The 20,334-nt window shown below is 43.5% G+C and carries 12 protein-coding genes and 5 pseudogenes; 11 read left to right on the top strand and 6 right to left on the bottom strand.

Going from position 1 to position 20,334, the window contains the following annotated elements; all coding sequences use genetic code 11:
* The 6 genes and pseudogenes from AC0L66_RS24210 (at position 1) to AC0L66_RS24185 (ending at position 8,215) form a co-directional block, all read left to right on the top strand.
* Positions 1-2,431, top strand: a pseudogene (locus tag AC0L66_RS24210) (ABC transporter permease).
* 273 nt (positions 2,432-2,704) lie between these two features.
* Positions 2,705-4,117, top strand: coding sequence for an FAD-dependent oxidoreductase (locus AC0L66_RS24205; protein WP_265673960.1), 1,413 nt, complete (start codon positions 2,705-2,707; stop codon positions 4,115-4,117).
* A gap of 215 nt (positions 4,118-4,332) precedes the next feature.
* Complete coding sequence (galE, locus tag AC0L66_RS24200; protein WP_473569768.1) at positions 4,333-5,349, top strand: UDP-glucose 4-epimerase GalE; 1,017 nt, start codon at positions 4,333-4,335, stop codon at positions 5,347-5,349.
* A 498-nt stretch (positions 5,350-5,847) separates the two neighbouring features.
* Positions 5,848-6,754, top strand: a pseudogene (gene rimK, locus AC0L66_RS24195) (30S ribosomal protein S6--L-glutamate ligase).
* Positions 6,755-7,774 carry a succinylglutamate desuccinylase/aspartoacylase family protein gene (locus tag AC0L66_RS24190; RefSeq protein WP_473569766.1) on the top strand — a complete coding sequence of 340 codons (1,020 nt, stop codon included), beginning with the start codon at positions 6,755-6,757 and terminating at the stop codon, positions 7,772-7,774. It begins immediately after the preceding pseudogene.
* A 3-nt stretch (positions 7,775-7,777) separates the two neighbouring features.
* The gene (locus tag AC0L66_RS24185) at positions 7,778-8,215 is read left to right on the top strand and encodes an ATP-dependent zinc protease family protein (protein WP_265673956.1); all 438 of its coding nucleotides are present in this window, start codon (positions 7,778-7,780) and stop codon (positions 8,213-8,215) included.
* 282 nt (positions 8,216-8,497) lie between these two features.
* On the opposite strand, the gene AC0L66_RS24180 is transcribed toward AC0L66_RS24185, so the two are convergent.
* Positions 8,498-8,866, bottom strand: a complete 369-nt coding sequence (locus AC0L66_RS24180; RefSeq protein ID WP_265673955.1) for a MaoP family protein — start codon at positions 8,864-8,866, stop codon at positions 8,498-8,500.
* A gap of 251 nt (positions 8,867-9,117) precedes the next feature.
* Between AC0L66_RS24180 and AC0L66_RS24175 the strand changes: the two genes are divergently transcribed.
* The gene (locus AC0L66_RS24175; RefSeq protein WP_265673954.1) at positions 9,118-10,005 is read left to right on the top strand and encodes a LysR family transcriptional regulator; all 888 of its coding nucleotides are present in this window, start codon (positions 9,118-9,120) and stop codon (positions 10,003-10,005) included.
* Between the two features lie 129 nt (positions 10,006-10,134).
* Here the strand turns inward: AC0L66_RS24175 and AC0L66_RS24170 are convergent.
* Positions 10,135-11,518: pseudogene (locus AC0L66_RS24170) on the bottom strand (MATE family efflux transporter).
* 73 nt (positions 11,519-11,591) lie between these two features.
* Here AC0L66_RS24170 and AC0L66_RS24165 point away from each other — a divergent pair.
* Positions 11,592-12,485 (top strand): helix-turn-helix domain-containing protein, encoded by an 894-nt coding sequence (locus AC0L66_RS24165; RefSeq protein ID WP_265673953.1) that lies wholly within the window; start codon positions 11,592-11,594, stop codon positions 12,483-12,485.
* A gap of 29 nt (positions 12,486-12,514) precedes the next feature.
* On the opposite strand, the gene trxC is transcribed toward AC0L66_RS24165, so the two are convergent.
* Complete coding sequence (trxC, locus tag AC0L66_RS24160) at positions 12,515-12,943, bottom strand: thioredoxin TrxC (RefSeq protein ID WP_265673952.1); 429 nt, start codon at positions 12,941-12,943, stop codon at positions 12,515-12,517.
* Between the two features lie 268 nt (positions 12,944-13,211).
* On the opposite strand from trxC, the pseudogene AC0L66_RS24155 reads away from it, so the two are divergent.
* Positions 13,212-14,507: pseudogene (locus AC0L66_RS24155) on the top strand (DEAD/DEAH box helicase).
* Between the two features lie 104 nt (positions 14,508-14,611).
* Here AC0L66_RS24155 and AC0L66_RS24150 read toward each other — a convergent pair.
* The 3 genes from AC0L66_RS24150 to AC0L66_RS24140 all read right to left on the bottom strand — a co-directional run bounded on the left by AC0L66_RS24150 (position 14,612) and on the right by AC0L66_RS24140 (position 16,683).
* Positions 14,612-14,932 carry a c-type cytochrome gene (locus tag AC0L66_RS24150; RefSeq protein WP_265673950.1) on the bottom strand — a complete coding sequence of 107 codons (321 nt, stop codon included), beginning with the start codon at positions 14,930-14,932 and terminating at the stop codon, positions 14,612-14,614.
* A 217-nt stretch (positions 14,933-15,149) separates the two neighbouring features.
* The gene (gene ltaE / locus AC0L66_RS24145; RefSeq protein ID WP_473569763.1) at positions 15,150-16,154 is read right to left on the bottom strand and encodes a low-specificity L-threonine aldolase; all 1,005 of its coding nucleotides are present in this window, start codon (positions 16,152-16,154) and stop codon (positions 15,150-15,152) included.
* 10 nt (positions 16,155-16,164) lie between these two features.
* Positions 16,165-16,683, bottom strand: a complete 519-nt coding sequence (locus AC0L66_RS24140) for an NUDIX hydrolase (protein WP_473569761.1) — start codon at positions 16,681-16,683, stop codon at positions 16,165-16,167.
* A 271-nt stretch (positions 16,684-16,954) separates the two neighbouring features.
* Between AC0L66_RS24140 and AC0L66_RS24135 the strand changes: the two genes are divergently transcribed.
* Both AC0L66_RS24135 and AC0L66_RS24130 read left to right on the top strand, forming a co-directional pair.
* Positions 16,955-18,448, top strand: a complete 1,494-nt coding sequence (locus AC0L66_RS24135) for a VWA domain-containing protein (protein WP_473569759.1) — start codon at positions 16,955-16,957, stop codon at positions 18,446-18,448.
* Between the two features lie 193 nt (positions 18,449-18,641).
* A pseudogene (locus AC0L66_RS24130) lies at positions 18,642-20,305 on the top strand (ATPase RavA domain-containing protein).
* The last annotated feature ends 29 nt before the right edge of the window (positions 20,306-20,334 follow it).

Below are 20,334 nucleotides of genomic sequence, written 5' to 3'. Positions count from 1 at the left end.
ATGTCTTCCTCTGTGAATAAACGTTTACTTCTGTGGAGCGTTGATGAGATCAAGCAAGGTCAACTTTGGCCAATCGCACTGTCATTGACCATGATTATTGCCTGCATTTTTGGTTTGGCTGCGCTAGCGGAACGTATGGAGCAGGTGATCGTCAAGCAGGGAAAAGACGCCTTGTCTGCGGACACCATATATATTTCTGACAACCCAATAACAGAAGATAACCTCGAGCTATTAACTAGCAGCAATCTGCAGGCGTCTTTCTATACTCGTTTTGCCACGATGTCTTTTAGTGACTCTGGCATGCAGCTGATCACGGTGAAGGCTGTTGATGACGCATTTCCATTACGCGGTACGCTTACTTTGGCATCTAATGAGCACAAACAGCATCATGTTGGTCCAGATGAATTGTGGTTAGATGAAAGAATTGCCGACCAACTTGCTGTCAAGCAGGGCGATATAGTCGCCGTTGGAGACGCAGAGCTAACCGTGAGTGGTTTGATCGTTGAAGAGCCGGGTATTAGCTTTAATCCGTTTCAACAAATGCCTACCGCTTATATTCATCAACATTCTGTCGAAGAAACAGGTGCGATTCAGCTCGGGAGCCGTGTGCAGTTTAGAGCATACTTAACTGGGAGCGACGACGTTCTTGCCAATTTGAAAGAAAATATCACGCTGTCTCCGAGTGACCGCTGGCGTGACAAAGACTCAGCAAGTCGCAGTAATGATATTTTTGAGAGAACCACACAATATTTGTCCCTAACCGTTGCCATTATCATAATTATGGCGGCGACAACGCTGGTGCTTACCTGTCAGAACTATGTCCAAAGCCGTAGAAAAACGGTTGCAATGTTGAAAAGCCTTGGGGCGAGCAAGCGCTGGGTAGTGCGTTGGCTGGCAATACAGGCAGGGTTATTGGTGACCATGGCGATTGTAGTCGGCTTGTTACTTGGGGTTGCTTTAGAGTACTTGCTGCGGATTCCCTTGACAGAATTATTGCCGAGCCCTTTACCAAGCTACGGCGTACTGCTTAGCTGTGATTGCGGTTGCGTCAAGCTTGCTGATTGGTATTCCAGCGTTGGGTATTCCTTTATATAAACTGGTATCCGTTTCTTCTGTTGAAGTACTGCAAAGTGCCGATGAAAAACGCTTCGGATGGATCTATCTATTACTTGTGGTGCCTGTAATTCCTTTGGTGATTGTTTATCAAAATAACACACTCATATGGATTTTACTGGCTGGGATAGCGGGCCTATTTGGCGTGCTGGGGGCGGTAAGCGTTTTGTGTACTTGGTTACTGGGCCGAGTTTCGCTCCCCGTTTCCCTAAAATTAGCAATTAGCCGAATTAATCGCAGTAAACGACACACCGCGCTTCAGTATGGCGCATTGGGTCTGTCATTAATGTTACTTACTACCATCTGGTTGGTTCGTACCGATTTGTTGAGCGATTGGCAACGGACATTACCCGCCGATGCGCCTAATGCGTTTGCACTTAATATTGCTGAACATGAAATAGAGTCTTATCTGCAGATTCTTGATGAAAATTCAGTTCAGCGCTCTCAGGCGTTTCCAATTTCACGTGGTCGCTTGGCTCTAATTAATGGTGAGGATGCGCAACAAGCTCAAACTCAAGGGGAGGAAAACACTGACGCGCTTAGTCGAGAGTTAAACTTCACTTATGCAACGGCTATTCCAAACTATAACGAGGTCATTGAGGGGGCTTGGACGACGACAAATGGCGTTTCGGTGGAACAACAAGTTGCTGAAAGTCTCAATATTAAAATTGGTGATGAACTTGGGTTTACAATAAACGGTCAGAAAGTATCAGCCAAAGTGAATTCAATTCGCTTTGTTGAATGGCGAGACATGAAGCCTAACTTCTATTTTATTTTCACTCCCGACGTCATGGAAGCAATACCGAGCGCTTGGCTGGTTAGCTTTAGGATTGAGCCTAAAGACAATGCATTGATCTCATCACTGTCTAGACAGTATTCGACGGTTAGCCTTATGGATATTCGTATCATGGGTGAAAAGATACAGTCATTATTGTCACAAATCGTATGGTCAATTACGGTGCTTGCCGCCCTCGGTGTGCTCGCTGGGGTGTTACTTATCTTTACTCTGCTTCGCTTAAGTTTGGCGCAGCGTCAAGATGAGTTACGTTTATATCGAACACTAGGAGCGAGTCGTCAGCGTATTATTCGAACCATTTGGTCAGAGTATGGGATCATGGCACTAATCGCTGGACTTGTGGCGACATTAGGCGCTGAAATTGTTGTTGGCTTAATAATGAAGCTGGGCTTTGAATTGCCATGGAGTTGGCACTTGTCCACTTGGGTTGTTGTTCCAGTTCTTGCGTTTGTCACACTAGCAGCGGTGTTGTTTTCTTTGATTCGACAGATGCTTAGTACCAATAATAATGGAATATCATAGGGTTTAATGGCAATCTTTTTGAGTTATCCACAAAAACGGTGGATAACATTTGGGATAACTCAAAAGTAAAAATTGTGTCATAAAAGCATAACCATTGATGTGTCGGTGATGACGCGAAATTTTGAAAGAGGAATGTGTTTTCAACAGTTATTCAGTGAAATTATGTCAAGAAAAACATTATGAAAAATGTGATTTTTTTAATAGCCTATCACGATAAAATAGTGCTTCTATATAACGATAAAAACTAAACGAATTTACGATAAAAACGAATCAATGAACTCAGTTAATGCTCAGGTAACCAGCGGTAAAAGTGTTGCCATTATAGGAGGCGGAGTGGCTGGAGCCACTGTCGCGCTCTTTTTAGCAAAACAAGGTATTGAGGTAACATTATTTGAGAAAAATGTTGGTTTAGTGAGTGGGCCGCCGATCTGTCACCTTCATGCTGGGGGCAACCTTTATCGAGAGCTTTCTCACCAAGATTGCATCGACTTACTTAAGCAATCTATCGCGTTTGTGCGCTTTTTTCCTCATACTGTCAATCGTCGACCGACTGTGATCGCCATACCCAAGAATGATAAGGGCGAGCCTGATGCTTTACTTCCAAGACTAGAGCTACTGAGAAATACTTACCGACAGTTAGTGGCAGTGGATCCATATAACCAGGTACTCGGCCATCCAGATCAGTACTTCCAGCGCATTGAACGAGCAGAATTGGCAGCGCTAATCGGCAAACGAGGGGTGTCTTCACCAAAGACCCTTGATGATTGGTTGACGCCATTTGCCAATCATACCGATCTTGATAGCCTAAAATACCCTATTTACGTAGTACAAGAGTATGGTCTTAGTCTATTCAGAGTCGCTGCTACAATTGAATTAGGGGCTGAGCGGCTTCCTAACTTAACGATACGTACTGGTGTTAAGGTTGATCATGTTGCACCGTGCGAAACTGGAATGACGATAACCAGTGAAGGTGATTTATCTGAACATTATGCTCACGTTGTCAATGCTTGTGGTTTTCGTACTGGCATTATTGATGACCAAATGCACTATCACCGTCAACGTATGGTCGAATTTAAAGCCGCTTATGTCACCCATTGGAAAACACCAAACAATGAAAAGTGGCCAGAGGTAATTTTTCATGGCGAGCGTGGTACGCCCCGAGGCATGGCTCAACTGACGCCTTATCCAGATGGCTATTTTCAACTTCACGGTATGACTGGGGATATCACATTGTTTAAAGATGGTCTGGCGCACTCGAGCCCAACCAGTGCGCAGCCATGCTTACCTCACTATCTTATTAGTAAAGTAGAGAAAGGCTGGTCATTTGAAGTTCAAAACCAGCGTTCACTTAGTGCTATAGCCCACCTAAGCCAATACGTCCCCAGTTTTGCAACCGCACTTCCTGCGGGAAAACCGCTTTATGGTGCTCAGCAAATTCCAGGTACGAACCCAAGTTTGAGAACCGCTGATGTAAGCTTTGAAGGGGAAAATTACGCTAGACTAGAAATAGTGAAAGCGTCATCCGCGCTGGAAGCGGCGAAAAAGATCAGTGAAAAGTGGTTTGATGTCAAAAGCTATGAGTCTTCTTCTTTAAGTAACGATTTTTCCTTAGGTTTGGTTGAGGAAAGAGGAAAGGCTTTAGCTAAGTCACGGGGATACCCGGAATCGTTAGCGAAAGCCTATTAGAGCCCGCTGAGCTAGGAAGGTGCATTAAGAAATTATGTGTATTAGGCAATGCCTAGCTGTTTACTATTTTAGTGTATCGGTTAGGGGCGATAACACGATGTGTTTGTCTCTACGTATGCGGCGGCTCGATTCAATGGTTTTGTAAATACGTATAAATTGCGATGCATGGCTAGGGTGCGCTATACTTTCCGGCATAAAAAACAAGGAGTTGGCTAATGAATATTCTAGTAACAGGCGGAGCAGGCTACATTGGCAGTCATACGTGTGTTCAACTTATCAATGCAGGTATGACACCTGTCATTTTTGATAACTTATATAACAGTAAATTGGCGGTTCTTGATCGCATAGAAAACGTTTCTGGTAAACGTCCAACATTTGTTGAAGCGGATGTGAGAGACAAGGCTGCGTTAGTCAGTGCGCTCAAGCAATATAATATTGATGCCGTGATTCATTTTGCAGGTTTAAAAGCAGTGGGTGAGTCGGTAGATAAACCTTTAGAGTATTATGACAACAACGTGAATGGTACTTTGGTTTTGGTTGATGCGATGCGAGACGCTGGTGTTAAGCATATTGTCTTTAGCTCTTCAGCTACGGTATACGGTGATCCGGCATCTGTGCCAATCACAGAAACGTTTCCTTTAAGTGCGACCAATCCTTATGGGCGAAGTAAATTAATGGTGGAAGAGTGTTTAACTGACTTCCAAAAGGCCAATCCAGATTGGACCATTACGTTACTGCGCTATTTTAATCCAGTTGGTTCGCATCCAAGTGGCGAAATGGGGGAAGATCCCCAGGGTATTCCTAATAATTTAATGCCATTTGTGTCGCAAGTTGCTGTGGGACGCCGTGAATTCCTATCGGTATTCGGTAACGATTATCCAACCAAGGATGGTACGGGCGTCCGCGATTACATCCATGTAATGGACTTAGCGGATGGGCATATCGCAGCCCTGCAGACGTTAAAGCAAAATGAAGGGCTACATATCTACAATTTAGGAACTGGAAACGGCTACAGTGTCCTTGATATGGTTGAGGCCTTTAGCCAAGCTTCAGGTAAAAAGGTACCGTATAAGGTGGTCGATCGCCGTCCTGGAGATATCGCTGAATGCTGGGCTGATCCAAGTAAAGCCAATCGTGACCTTGGTTGGAAAGCGGTTCGCACATTAAAAGATATGTCTGCTGATGGTTGGAAGTGGCAATCAATGAACCCAAATGGTTACCCTAATGAGTAGAACGGCTGAATAACAATTTGTTGAAATGTGATTTGGAAAGGCGTGTTATGCGCCTTTTTTTGATCCATATCGTGTTGTTTAGTGATTAAAAAGTGTCACATTGTTATTTTTTTGGTAAGATAGGTTTGCAACTTAATAATAAGTGCGAAATTTCTTTTGAATTGTAGGGGAACTCCATGGAGTTAGCGCTCATCATTGCTTTTGTCGTTACCTCAGCGGTAATGGTTAAAAAAGAAATGGCTAAAAAATAACATCATTCACACCTTTTTGTTACATACTTTTTAAGTGAATGAATTATTAAACTAAAAACCGTACTTTAGGCTTAGTTTTTTTGTGCCTAAAATTTCACTTTTCCAACAAAAAATATTTGTCGTTAAGGATAAAAATTATCGTTTTATTTTTTTCGACTAAACTCTTAAGGTGCACGCTCTTTCCGGTCATTCGTATACCTAGTGTTTCACAATCCAAACAACAAACTATATCTAAGAGGATACTGCCATGCGCATTGCGATTCTATCTCGCAACGAAAACTTGTACTCAACTCGTCGCCTTAAAGAAGCAGGTGAAGCGAGGGGACATCAAGTGGATATCATTGATACCCTGCATTGCTATATGGATATTACGAGTAGTAGCTCGAAAGTTCGTTATATGGGTGAGGAATTGCCACAGTACGACGCTGTTATCCCGCGTATTGGGTCTTCCATTACTTTTTACGGAACAGCAGTGGTTCGTCAATTCGAAATGATGGGAACATTTTGTGTTAATGAATCGGTAGCAATTAGTCGTTCACGCGATAAGTTACGCTCGCTTCAGTTGCTTTCTCGTAAAGGCATTGGCTTACCAAGAACTGGGTTTGCTAGCAAGCCAGACAACATTCAAGATCTTATTAAGAATGTTGGCGGCGCGCCGCTAGTGATCAAGCTTTTGGAAGGTACTCAAGGTATTGGTGTGGTATTGGCGGAAACAACCAAGGCTGCAGAAAGTGTCATTGAGGCATTTATGGGTCTGAAAGCCAACATATTGGTCCAAGAGTTTATTGAAGAAGCGAATGGTGCAGATATTCGTTGTTTTGTTGTGGGTGGTAAAGTTATTGCTGCAATGAAACGCCAAGCCGCAGAAGGTGAGTTCCGCTCAAACCTTCACCGTGGTGGCAGTGCTCAACTTGTTAAACTTTCAAAAGAAGAGCGTGCGACAGCAGTAAATGCAGCTAAAGCGATGGGTCTTAACCTTTGTGGTGTTGATATTCTTCAGTCTAAAAATGGACCTAGTAGTGATGGAAGTGAATTCTTCTCCAGGATTAGAAGGCATTGAAAAAGCGACAGGCAAAGATGTGGGTGACTTGATCTTCGATTTCATTGAAAAAAACGCAAAGCCAAACAAAAATAAAACCATAGGACGTGGCTAAATGGCAAGAGAGCTTGTTATTGCGGGCGTAGAAATACGCCCTGGTGAAAGAAAAGAAATCAATATTCCCGTAGCAAAACTGTATACCGATGCTGAGGTTTCTATACCCGTTCAGGTTATACGCTCTAAGAAGGAAGGGCCGACAGTTTTTGTCAGTGCGGCTGTACATGGTGATGAATTAAATGGCATTGAAATTATTAGCCGACTCATTGCCGAAAATTTGAAATTACAAAACGGTACGCTTATTTTCGTTCCAATGGTGAACGTTTATGGTGTACTTAACCAAAGTCGTTATATGCCGGATAGACGCGATCTCAATCGTTGCTTCCCGGGATCAAAAAAAGGATCGCTGGCAGGAAGATTAGCGTATACGTTTCTAAATAGTATCGTTGCTCACTGTGACTACGGTATTGATCTGCATACAGGGGCGATTCATCGCTCTAATTTACCGCAGATCCGAGCTAACTTAGACGACCCAGAAACAAAACTACTTGCGGAAGCATTCGCAGTACCTGTTTTATTGAATGCAAACATACGCGATGGTTCACTACGAGAAGCTGCAGTAAATAATGGCGCTCGTGTACTGCTTTATGAAGCAGGGGAAGCATTGCGCTTTGATGAACTGTCGATTCAAACTGGCGTGAAAGGCGTAATTCGCGTCCTTAAAGCGTTGGGTATGATCCGCAAACGTATTAAAGCGGCGAATACTGAACCGTTTATTGCAAACCGAAGTGATTGGACTCGTGCTGATGCGAGTGGGTTTGTTAAAGAGTATGTGGCCTTAGGCTCTAAGGTAGAGAAAGGCGACATACTTGCTGATATTAATGGACCACTAGGTAACAATATCAGCCAAGTTACGTCAAACAGAGCAGGCATCATTATTGGCAAGCAAAACATTCCGCTTGTGCAAGAAGGTGAAGCTATGTATCACATCGCGTATTTTGGAGATTGCGCTGAAGAGGTATTTGAACACATCGAAATCATGCAAGATTCGATTGTTCCTGTAGAACCGAGCATTTAAATTATGCCAAACACATATAACGATAGAATGATCATTGGTAACTTAGAGCTGTGTAGTCTTCCTGAGTTTGGGATCACTGATCTAGAAGTTCGCATAGATACTGGCGCTAAAACGTCGTCTCTGCACGTTGATAACCTCACTCGTGTTAAACGTGAGGGGCGTTTGTATGTACAGTATGATTTGCACCCAGATATTTATCATCTAGAGCAAATTGTACATTGCGAATCTTTGGTTATCGACTCACGACGCATTAAGTCGTCTAATGGTGACACAGAGCAGCGTTGCGTTATTCAAACCCTATTTCGCTTGGGCGATAGAGAGTGGCCGATTGAGGTGACGTTAACCAATCGTCAAGATATGTCTTATATGATGTTGTTAGGGCGTGAAGCGATGATAGACAAAGTGTATGTCGATCCAGGCAAAGCGTTTTTGATTGACTAACGTTTTCTGCGTTGACGTATACGTTGTTGGTTTTTAGCTTGAAACCGTAATGTCCTCGCTTCTTTCCCCTTTTAGTATGCTTAACTATTTGTATGTTGAACTATGCTAAAAGGGGAGCATCAAGACCGCCAGTAGGCGGTTTTTTCGTAATTGAGCGCCATAGAAGTATAGAAATATAGAGGCATAAAACATGTTGCCATCGTCGGTAATAAAACACGCGACATAAAAAAAGTAGAGCATTTAAACGCTCTACTTTGACTAGGAGGAAGGGGATGAAACGCGTTAAGCTGGCTCTAATTCGTTATCGCTTTCCATATCGTAGTCGTAATCTTTTGATGCTTCACGATATTTTGATTTACTATTGAGTGTATGGAACGCTTTTCGACCACGAGCGAGTCTTACATACTTAAGCCAAGTGTGCTCAAGTTTACTTTTAGCTTTACTTGGATTATCGATGACTTTTAGGAAGTGCTTTTCATCAACGTTTTCAGGCGAAATGGCACCTAGCTCTAGCGCTAACATGGTTTCACCAAAAGTTACCAAGATGTCTTCTTCTAGAAGCGTAAAATCACCGGACTTAGCAAACCCACGAGGGAATTTGGCGGCATCATAAAAACGTTTTTTACCGTGGCGAAATTGAGTATCAGTCATAGCGTTCTCAATGAAAAATAGAGTGTATAGCAATGTGGTTAATCGGATCTGTTGTTGAACCTAAAGGTTGAGTAGCAACAAATTCGGTGTTATTTCAACGCTGAAAATAGAGCGAAACCGATAAGAAAGGAAGTGAATTGTTTTTGTCGAAATCATAAAAACTATTTATGATTTGGTGGGCGTTAATCGGTAGAATGATGGACGAATTATTAAAGAAGCTCAGTGAGTTAGACACTGTTTGAGAGTGGGTTATGGATGTAAAAGTATTTCAAACTTTCCTTGAAGTCGCAAAGGAAAAGCACTTTGGACGCGCGTCTGAGAACTTGTATATTACCCAAGCCGCGGTGAGTGCTAGGATCAAGCAATTAGAAGAGCATTTTGATACGCGCTTGTTTACGCGGCATAGAAATAACATCCAACTGACCTCCGCCGGAGAGCGTTTAGTAGGGTATGCTGAAATTATGGTGTCGACCCTAAAACAAGCGACATTTGACTTGTCGTTAGAGAGTAATAAAGCGCTTCAGTTGACGATTGGTGGCACACCCAACATATGGGATGCCTATCTACAAAATTGTTTGAGTGTCGTGACGGATTCATTAAGTGGCTATGGCTTTGTTGCTGAGTCGTTGGGGCGAGAGCAATTAAATCGCAAGCTGTTAGAGCGAACCTTAGATCTAGCGTTCTCGTTTGACCCTTTTAAACTTGAAGAATTTAAGAGTCATCAGATTGCGGAACTGCCCTTAGTGCTGGTTTCAACACAGCCTCATCTTCTAGAGGAAGTGTTTAATGATAAGTACGTCTATGTGGACTGGGGAACGCAATTTAGTTTTGAGCACGCAGAGCGCCATCCTAACATTCCAGCACCTTATTTAAGGACTTCGACTGGACGCATTGCATTGGATTTTATCTTAGAGAAAGGTGGCTGTGCTTATTTGCCGTTAATGCTAGTAGAGCCATTTATCGAGTCTGAACAGTTGTATGTTGTGTCGGATTCGGAAGCATGGTCGCGCCCTCTATTTGTCAGTTATCGTAAAAACAGCACGGCGATTGAGGCCATTTTACAAGTGGAAAGCCTAATCAATACCATTGAGCCGTCGCCGTCGTTTTTAATGCAACAAGCAAGTGACTCACCAGAGTAGATTGGTCATATAAATGGGCTGTCATTGGTGAATAAAAATACCCGCTCGTTTAAGCGGGTATTTTTTTGTTAGTCTTAAAGCACTTTATTCTATGAAGATAGTAATTGTTATGGCAATTAATGGGCGCGTTTATGCCGCTGCCAGCGTTAGGTTGTTCATCCAGTGGCGCTTAAGGTAGCGATGGAAGCATAAACCTAACTTCACCACTTCCTCCATAAGCATACACGCATAAACGACTGGAAACTCAAAGCCAAAGATAAAGGCGCCAATGGCAGTGAGCGGCAATCCTACCGTCCACATAGAGATAAAATCCATACGTAAGCAGAACTTGTTATCTCCGCTCAGCTCTTAAGATGCCATTAATGATGATCAAATTAAGCATACGTAGCCAGATTGCGCAGCACATGATTACCATTACAGGGGAAGCGAGCGGATAGAGTGCTTCATCTGTCAGGTTTAACCATCCTAGAATAGTATCCCGGCTAGTCAGTAATAAGCCTCCCACCACAATGCCGAAAACAAACACGGCTTTAATGAAGAATTTTGACATACTAAACGCATGTTCAAACTCGTCTCTGCCTAAAGATTGGCCAAGCAAAATTGAGCAAGCCACAGAAATACCAAAAAACAGTGAATAGCAAAGGGATTCGAACGGCCCAATCATACTAAAGACGGCAAGTTCAGTCGTACCCATATGACCAAAAATGACTTGATACATGAGTGTGCCCATTGCCCATAGCACGGCATTAATTGTTGTCGGAACCGCCAGTTTCTTATACGACGCCCATAAACGAGTATGGGAGTCGAGTTGTTTCACCTGTAGTAACCAATGTTGGCGATAGTGAAGGCAACCCCAGATTAATGCCACTTGTAATAAGCGCGAAATTGACGTCGCGAGTGCTGCGCCAGCGACACCCATAGCAGGCACACCAAATCCGCCTTTAATAAGCCAGAAATTCAAAGCAATGTTGACGATAATCGTCACGCCACCAAGCATTAAAGGCGTGACAGCGTCACCAGATGAGCGCATGGCAGATTCGGCAACAATCACCACGTGAGTAAGGATTAATACCGGAAAGGCATACCATAAGTAGGTCGAACCTAATTCAATCACTGCCGTATCGCTGGTTTGCAGCATCATAATAAAGCTTGAAAAGACGGTAATCACCAGCGTGACAGGGATGAGAAGTTTGGCACCCACAATCATGGAAAGCTGTGTTATTGTCTTTGCAGAGCGTTTGTCGTTACGTCCCCAATATTGAGCAACAAGGACACCGTTCGCAGAGGCCATTCCAGCCATAATCATAATTGCAACGAAGTGCCATTTAGAGGCAATGCCAACGGCAGCTGTCGCTTCATGACCAAAATCGCTGACCATTAGCACGTCAGCCATTGCTAAAATCGCAACCAGTGCGCTTTGAATAGCCACAGGAAAACCAAGCTTCACGACAGTGGCAAGCATTTGGTTTTGAGTAGCATTCTTAGATGACATAGAGTGAGTGCGAGTGGTCATAGCTGCTCCTTAAACAGTGTGATTAGCATCGAGAATTTTGTGTGTAATATAAGGAAAACAATCGAGTATCGCCATGTTCAAAAATAAACAAAACCTGTGCAAATCAATCATTGAGCAATTTTGCGTCAAATCAACTTGGGAAGATGAAGTTTATTTATCGAACGAGTGTGAAGAACGTTTTTTGTCAGAAAGTGATATTCCCGAGTTTAAGTCGGAAGATATTTTTATGGCTGGCATGGCGAATCTAGTTGACGGCTACCATGTCGAACGTCGGGGAGTCGATGTGCATACGTTACTGTTTACCATCGAGGGTGGCGGTGTATTAACGACACAAACATCGGTAGAAGGCATCGAGCCATACTCTATTGTCGTGTTACCTGCACATCAGCCGTATCGTTTTGAACTTAATCCACAATACAAGCATTGGCGTATGATTTGGTTTTTGCCTAAAGAGACGGAACGTTGGCTACCTGTAGCGAATTTGGGGCAAAAAGTACTGCCGTTTCACGATTGTGAGCGTATGTGGGCGCTAATGACATTGCTTTACCACGACATTGGTCACCGTGCGAGTTATCGTAAACTCTTGGTTAGTGAAGTATGTCGTTTGATCACGGGTTTTGAAACGCAGACTTCAGATTCAACCGTTCGTGTACAAGCATTATTTAACTTAATTGAAAGCCAACTGCATTTACCGTGGACTGTACAAGCGATGGCAGAGCGTACATTCTTGAGTGAAGTGCAGCTGGGACGAATCTGCAAACAACTCTATGGAGTGTCGCCGAGAAGTCGGTTGATTAATTTAAGGATGGACAAAGCGTGCGACTTGCTCCGCAATAATGACTGGACCATTGGCATGATTGCGGAGCGGTTAGGGTATAAGGACCCCTTTAATTTTACCCATCGTTTCTCTAAACATGTGGGGTGTTCGCCCACGGATTTTAGAAAAAGAGTCATCAATAATGCTTAACGTAATATCGATGGCAATAGGGTGTGATACTAAATAAATTGCTTCAGCCACTGATCAAACTGGGACTTAGGTAATGCGCCGCTTAACTGCTCTACTTTTTGACCATTCTTAAAGACCATGATGGTTGGAATGCTGCGAATTTGATAGCGAGCAGCGAGTTGCTGTTGCGCTTCTGTATCTATTTTAACGAATCTGACATTGCCGCTGTGTTCCGACGCGGTTTGTTCAAACACCGGAGCGAATCCAACACACGGGTTACACCATGGGGCCCAGAAGTCAACAATGATCGGCTGGTTGCTGTTGAGCAGGGTATCGAAATTATCGGCTGTTCCTTCAATTGGGGCGCCATCGAGCAGTGGACTTTTGCATCGGCCACAGTTAGGGGATTCGACAATACGTTCTGAGGGGATGCGGTTAACGCCCTTACAAGAAGGACAACGTGTATTAACGGTAGACATGAGCTTTCCTAATGATGTTTTTTATGTGCCATGGCGGTTTAACACTAACGAATCACAATAGAACAATACGATTTAGTGAGAAATAACCACCGTGTCCTTTTGATAATAAGAATATCGAAGACAAAACGACTTCACAACTAGTCTTCACAACGAGCTTTCAGAATTAAAGTCAGCATGAAAAACTATCAAGACAAGAGTGATGCTAAGTAGGGTTCTGATAGACTTTCTGTTACACTCGCGTCCCTTTATTTTTCTTGTTGGCGAATTTATGTCAGACACTACCCAATCTTCGACCCAAACCGTAGAGTCGAGCTTTGCTCAGTTTTCACTTAGTGAAATAATTAACAATAACTTAGACAGCTTAGGATACCGTTCGCCAACGCCAATTCAAGCACAAGCCATTCCCCATGTTTTAGCCGAGTAAAGATGTGTTAGCGGGGGCGCAAACCGGAACCGGAAAAACGGCAGCATTTGGTGTCCCAGTGATTCAACAATTAATGGATAAGTCCGCGACGCCAAGATGCGCGCACAACGCGATACGCTCGCTTATTCTGACACCAACTCGTGAGCTAGCGCAGCAAGTCTTTGACAACCTAGTCCCATTAGCACAAGAAACCGAGTATCAAAATTGTTGTCGCGTATGGCGGGACCAGCATGGGGGTGCAAACAAAGAACTTAAAAGGTGGTGCCGATATACTCGTCGCGACACCGGGCCGTTTGCTTGATCATCAACATGTTCGCAATATCACGTTAGCCGAGTGCGAATACCTGGTCCTAGACGAAGCCGATAGAATGCTTGATATGGGTTTTATGCCTGATCTAAATCGCATTCTTAGACGCTTACCAAAGGCGCGTCAGACCTTGATGTTTTCCGCCACATTTGAACAACGAATCAAAGCGTTGGCGCATCGAATCATGTCTACTCCGGTTGAAGTGCAAGTCACACCAGAAAATACGACCGCTGATACCGTGACACAAATGGTGTACCCGGTAGATAAAAGCCGCAAACATGAACTGTTAGCGTATTTAATTGGTTCAAAAAACTGGCAGCAAGTATTGGTGTTTACCAAAACTAAACAAGGTAGTGATGCGTTAGCAAAAGAGCTAAAATTGGATGGAATTAAAGCGGCGTCAATTAATGGTGATAAGAGCCAAGGCGCACGCCAGAAAGCGTTAGATGACTTTAAGTCTGGGCAAGTGAGAGCGCTTATTGCAACCGATGTCGCAGCGCGTGGACTTGATATTCAACAGTTAGCGCAAGTGGTTAACTTTGATTTACCATACAAAGCGGAAGACTATATACACCGTATTGGTCGAACGGGCCGTGCTGGGCAAACCTAGCTTGGCTGTGTCACTGATGAGCCATGATGAGCAATACTTGCTAGAAGCCATCGAAAGGCTACTGGATACTCGCCTACCACAAGAATGGTTAGCAGGGTTTGAACCAAAGCCACTGAGTGAAATTGAAAGCGACAAACCAATCAAAGGGCGCAGCCGCTCTTCAGATAAGCGTCGCATGAAGGCGAAAATGAAAATCCACGCCAATCGCGGTAAAAAGCGTTAGTTATACTTTATCGTTAACTGTACTTTATCGTTAACTGTACTTTATCGTTAACTGTACTTTATCGTTAACTGTACTTTATCGTTAATTGTACGTTATCGTTTATTCTAGTTTGCACGAGTAGCATAGAAGGCGGCCACATCTCTTAGGTCGTCTTCGTTTAGGTTTTGTAATTGCACCTTCATCATGTCAGACAAGGCTCCGCTTCTCTCACCCAATTTATACGCCTTCATCGCATTAAATAAATACAATGGATCTTGCCCATTTAGGTTGGGGTAGTGAGCTTGTGTCGGCGTGCCATTTGGATTATGGCAAAACACACAGCTCGGTGATTTTTGCTCACCTAAATTGGCATCACCAAACCCACTCGCCGTGACAGTAAAACTCACTAAATACGTCGAAAAAACAATAGCAAAAAGACGAAGCATAAGTATCCGATAGAACGATGAACAAGACGTGTAGTGTAAACCTTTCCCTTAGGGGAGGATCAAGGGGTTTTTGATGGTTTGTTAGACTCAATCAATAAACACGAAGTGATTCAGAAAGGCACGCTAGGTTGGTGATAAAACGGTAACCTTGATAGGGATACCGTTTTGTTACTCCGCAACAAAAGATTTGTCGTAAAGCGAAATATTACTGGGTGAGTTACAACGTCTTCTTCAGTGCTTGGATAAATACATCAATGTCTTCAGACGAAACATCTTTATGTGTGACAAAGCGAATAGGGTTGCCGGGGGTGATGGTTATGCCATCTTTTGCTAGTTGTTGAGCGATGGCATCAATATCAACCGACTCATCAAGCTTGGCAAAGACAATATTCGTTTCTACGAAGTCTGCGTTGACACTAAAACCATCAAGTGCATTCAATTCATTCGCCAATTTTTTTGCGTTAGCGTGATCAATTTTTAATTGGCCAACTTGTTCTGTAAGCGCAAGCTTTCCTGCCGCTGCAAGTATACCGCATTGGCGCATGCCACCACCTACCATTTTGCGCAGTCGTCTGGCTCTCTCAATGAAAGCACGATCACCGAGTAACAGTGAACCAATTGGGGCTGCGAGTCCTTTGGAAAGACAAATGGTCATTGAATCAAAGTGTTTGGCAATCTCTTTGACATCGATATCAAGCGCCGCTGCTGCGTTGTAAACGCGAGCGCCGTCAAGGTGGAGTTTTAAGCCGTGTTCATCAACGAATTGCCTTGCTTGCGCCAAGTAAGACATGGGTAGAACTTTACCGTTAATGGTGTTTTCTAAGCTTAATAGGGTGGTTCGCGCAAAGTGACTATCGTCCGGTTTTATCGCGGCTTTTAGTTTTTGGAAATCCAACGTCCCATCAGGATTGTTTTCAATCGGCTGTGGCTGAATTGATCCAAGCACAGCTGCACCGCCAGCTTCGTATTTGTAGTTATGAGCTTGCTGACCACACAGGTATTCGTCACCACGTTGGCAGTGTGCCATTAATCCAAGTAAGTTCGCTTGTGTGCCAGAGGTGGTAAACAAAGCCGCTTCAAACCCATGACGCTCTGCAGCCCACAATTCTAGGGCATTGACTGTCGGATCATCTCCGTAGACGTCATCACCTACAGGGGCATTTGCCATCGCGTCACGCATCGCTTGCGTGGGTTGTGTAACGGTATCTGAACGAAAATCCATTGAAACTCTCCTAAATATATCCACATAGCGTGGCTTTACTTAAACACGCTATCGTTTTGGCGTCAGTGATGCAACCATCAATTATCTTCTGTTGCAGTTGTTTAAGTGACATTGTCACCACTTCGATAATCTCATCATCATCGCAAGTATGAGAATGATTTGGGGTAAGCCGTTTGGCTATGAACAGGTGTTGTATTTCATCGCAAAATCCGGCGAGTGGCGTGACTTGCCCAAGAGTGTGCATCTCACTTGCTTGTAATCCGGTTTCTTCAATGAGTTCGCGATGTGCGCAGGTTATTGCATCTTCGCCTGCTTCAATCGTCCCTGCGGGGATTTCGAGTAACCATTTTTTTAAAGAAGGTCGATATTGGTTGATCAGCACTATGTCACCGTTTTCGGTGAGGGGGAGAATAATCGCAGCACCCGGATGCTTAATCGTGGTGTGGGTCACGGTCTTCGAGTTAGGCAGCGTGATGTCTTCTTCGACCAAGGAAATAGACTTCCATTGGTGAATAATGCGGTTTGCCATAAGTTCATCCATTGAAGCTCTGTGTTTTACAACGTTATCGGTTATCTGCTTTGTTAGTACGAGTGAACAGACTTGTCATGTTGTATTTAGAGCAGTAGTAAGCGTAAATGTAATATGAGCACAACACGGCAAGAAAGTCGATGGGTGGAAAGGTCAACGTTGTGTCATTATCAGATCGAAAATGGAAACTAGGGTTACCTGTCTGTCTCGTTGTTAAAAAACTCTGTATATCAGGAAGTCTGTGATTTTATGACGTTTTAATAGGTGTTGCATGCTTGGAGCAGATAGTCTCAATTTAGCGATGATGGTCGCTGAATCCGGAATCATTGATTCTGCGGTACGGGATATTGTTCAACAAACCGACCTGCTCGCAATGGGGAGCGATGAAGGGGTTAAACAGAGCTTCACTGCTTCAATGGCCAAGTGGACAAAGAGCGTCAAGCGTAAACTCATTAAAGACAATGGAACGGATGAATTACAAGCTGAGCTGACGCTCTATCAACATGTTGTGTATTTGTCCGAGCGAGAGTTTCATGAAGAACTAACCCACGTGGTTTCTCAAATTCCTCAGCAGTCGCCATTTTATGAAAACGCGCAGCGACTATCATCAAATCCCCATTCATTACCTGAGTCTCTATTTGCTCGTCAGTTTTGTAAATACTGGTACGAAAGCCTAGTTTCGGCGGTTGAGCATAAACAGCGTGAAACACTTGACGAGCAAAAATCGAAGTATCTTAAACAGCTGTATCAGAAAATAGAAACAATAAAGGATATGGAGAATCTCCATAAAGAAGGCAGTGGCCACACATTGGGTCGTTTATGGGATTTAGCAGGCTCAGAATTAACGAAACAGGATTGGAAACACATTGAGCGAGCCGCCGAGTACCTTGAAAAAAATGCCGAGTTGAAAAAAATTGCTGATCAGCTTGGGCGGATGGCACAAGACGTTGATGCGCCTGAGCTCAATAAAGCCGAATACGTTGATAATATTGTTGTTGAGGAGAAATGTGATTTCGCAACCGATGACATTGTCGGTATACATGAAAGTAATGACATTAACAAAATGCTACCTAATGAAGCCATGTATTTGGCGGACCCTGCATTGGAAACGGTATTCTATCAACATCTTGTCGAAAAACGTCTTCTGACATATAAAGCGCAAGGCAAGCAGCGAACCATAAGACAATGGCAAACACCCACGCAGGTTAATGGCCATGCCGATAAAGAGCAAGGGCCTATGGTTATCGCGGTTGACGCTTCCGGCTCGATGCATGGCGCTCCTGAAAAGTCAGCCAAAGCGATGGCATACTCATTAATGAAAATGGCCTCTGAACAAAAGCGCGAATGCCATGTAATTCTATTTTCATCGACCTTTATTACCTATGACTTAACCGCAGTAAATGGCTTGAAAGAGGCATCTGATTTTCTTTCTTATCGTTTTAAAGGTGGGACTGATTTAAGTAAAGTATTGCGCTATGCCGTTGACGTGATGCAGGGGGATCAATACAAAAATGCAGATCTTCTCGTTATTTCGGATTTTATTACCCCAAAACAAGACAGTGAAACAATAACAAAGGTCTTGTCTCTTAAAGGTAAATACAATCGCTTTCACTCTTTATGCCTATCGAAATATGGCAACCCCGATGTACTGGATTTATTTGATAATCAGTGGCGCTATCACCCAAGCTTAGTGGGGCAGTTTATTAAGAACACTTCATTGAAGCTTCATCGAGAAACGCCAAGGTTCGCAAGTACCACAGGGTGACCTCTCATACTTTAGGCTAAGAGTTGAACCGCTATAGCCGTGCAGTAGCCCCTAAAGTATCGTTAAATCAATCGGATAGGTTTACGCCTAATGTGATGTGTAACATTAGACGTGAATGAAAAATCTTGTAACATAATGTCAACAAATGTATAAATTTACTTATGCATTCTAATTTGTGCTCAGAGGTATAGGCATGATCAAACCCACTATCGTTTCCCATGCTGACAGAGCGTTAAGGTCAGAGAGAATTACCAAGCTAGCTGCAGCGTTGTCTGACGGCGTTTACGAGCGAGAAGAAACCATTAAATTGTGTCTGCTTGCCGCTTTAGCTGGGGAGAGTGTTTTCTTACTTGGGCCTCCAGGTATCGCAAAAAGTCTGATTGCTAAACGTCTTATTCAAGCATTCGATAACAGCAGTTATTTTGAATATCTAATGACGCGCTTTTCGACGCCAGAAGAAGTATTTGGTCCATTAAGTATTCAAGAGCTTAAGGATAACGGTCGCTATTTGCGTCTGACTAAAGGCTATTTACCAACGGCCCAAGTCGTATTTTTAGATGAAATTTGGAAAGCGGGGCCTGCGATTCTTAATACACTGCTTACGGTCGTTAATGAAAAAACATTCAAAAATGGCAGTGATATTGAACGCGTACCTATGCGCCTGTTGGTTTCGGCATCGAATGAATTGCCAGATGAAGACAGCGGTTTGGATGCCTTATATGACCGCATGTTGGTACGCATCTTTGTCAACCGCATACAAAACAAGCAAAACTTCAAATCAATGTTAACTGTGGGAACGCCGCAAGAGGCTAAGATTCCGGATGGGCTGGCCATTACGGATGAAGAATACCACCAGTGGCAGCAAGATCTTGAAACGGTAGAACTCAGTGATGATGTTTTTGAGAAGCTATATCAGCTAAAGCAGTTGCTAGAAACGGCATCAGATGAAAATAAATCGCGCTTATCTGAGTCGGATCTGTATGTGTCGGATAGACGATGGAAGAAGGCCGTTAAACTGTTAAAAGCGAGCGCGTTTTTTAATGGTCGAGACAGCGTTAACCCGCTAGATCTATTGCTGCTACAAGACTGTTTGTGGAATAGCCCTGAGTCACGAGAAATTGTAAACAATGTGGTGCAAGACTTTGCCTTAAATTACGCGTTTGATCAGCAAGAAGTGTTTCAACAAATTGAAGACGGTAAAGAGAAGCTAGCCGAACTGCAAGAAGAGATTGAAGCTGAATATGCGATGCCACTTTCAATGGAGAGCACAACAGGTTTACTAAGAAAAGATGTGTACCAATATGACACTAGCATAGCCAAATCCTACAAAGTGGGGCTGCAGCAACAGATTTGGTCAAATTGGTATTGCTTCGCAGTAACTTGTCGGTATCTGAAAGTGAAAAAGGCGACAGTCGCTGGGTGTACATCCCTCGTGATGAACTAAACCGGACGATTAAGGAAGGTGGCGGGGATGTGTATGGTTATGTGAACCAGAATACTCATTTATGTCGCTTAAAAATCGATTTGGATGCCGCTAATAATTTGGTGATAAAGGATATTGCCAATCGCTCTGTGTTAACAACGTTGGTGACGAAGTCGGGTATTGATGAGGACTTACATCTAGAGTGGGAAACGCAAGCTCAGCAAGTTTTAGCGCAACTTCATCATGCGGAGCATCATTTGCGCTCAGTCCGTTCTAAGTTCCATGGTGCGTTGCCGCATAATTTCATTGATCCTATGATCCCAACGGAAATGGAAGTAAGTCTTCAAACGGTGACAAAAACGCTAGAGAGTACCAGTTCAGAAAGTGAAAAAGTCATACAGAGAGTGAAAGGGTTACGATCATTTTTTGAGTAAATCGGTCACCACATACTAGAACAGGGAGT

Source organism: Vibrio sp. GJ43-1, from assembly GCF_055808835.1.
This window is presented reverse-complemented; position numbering and strand designations above follow the sequence as displayed.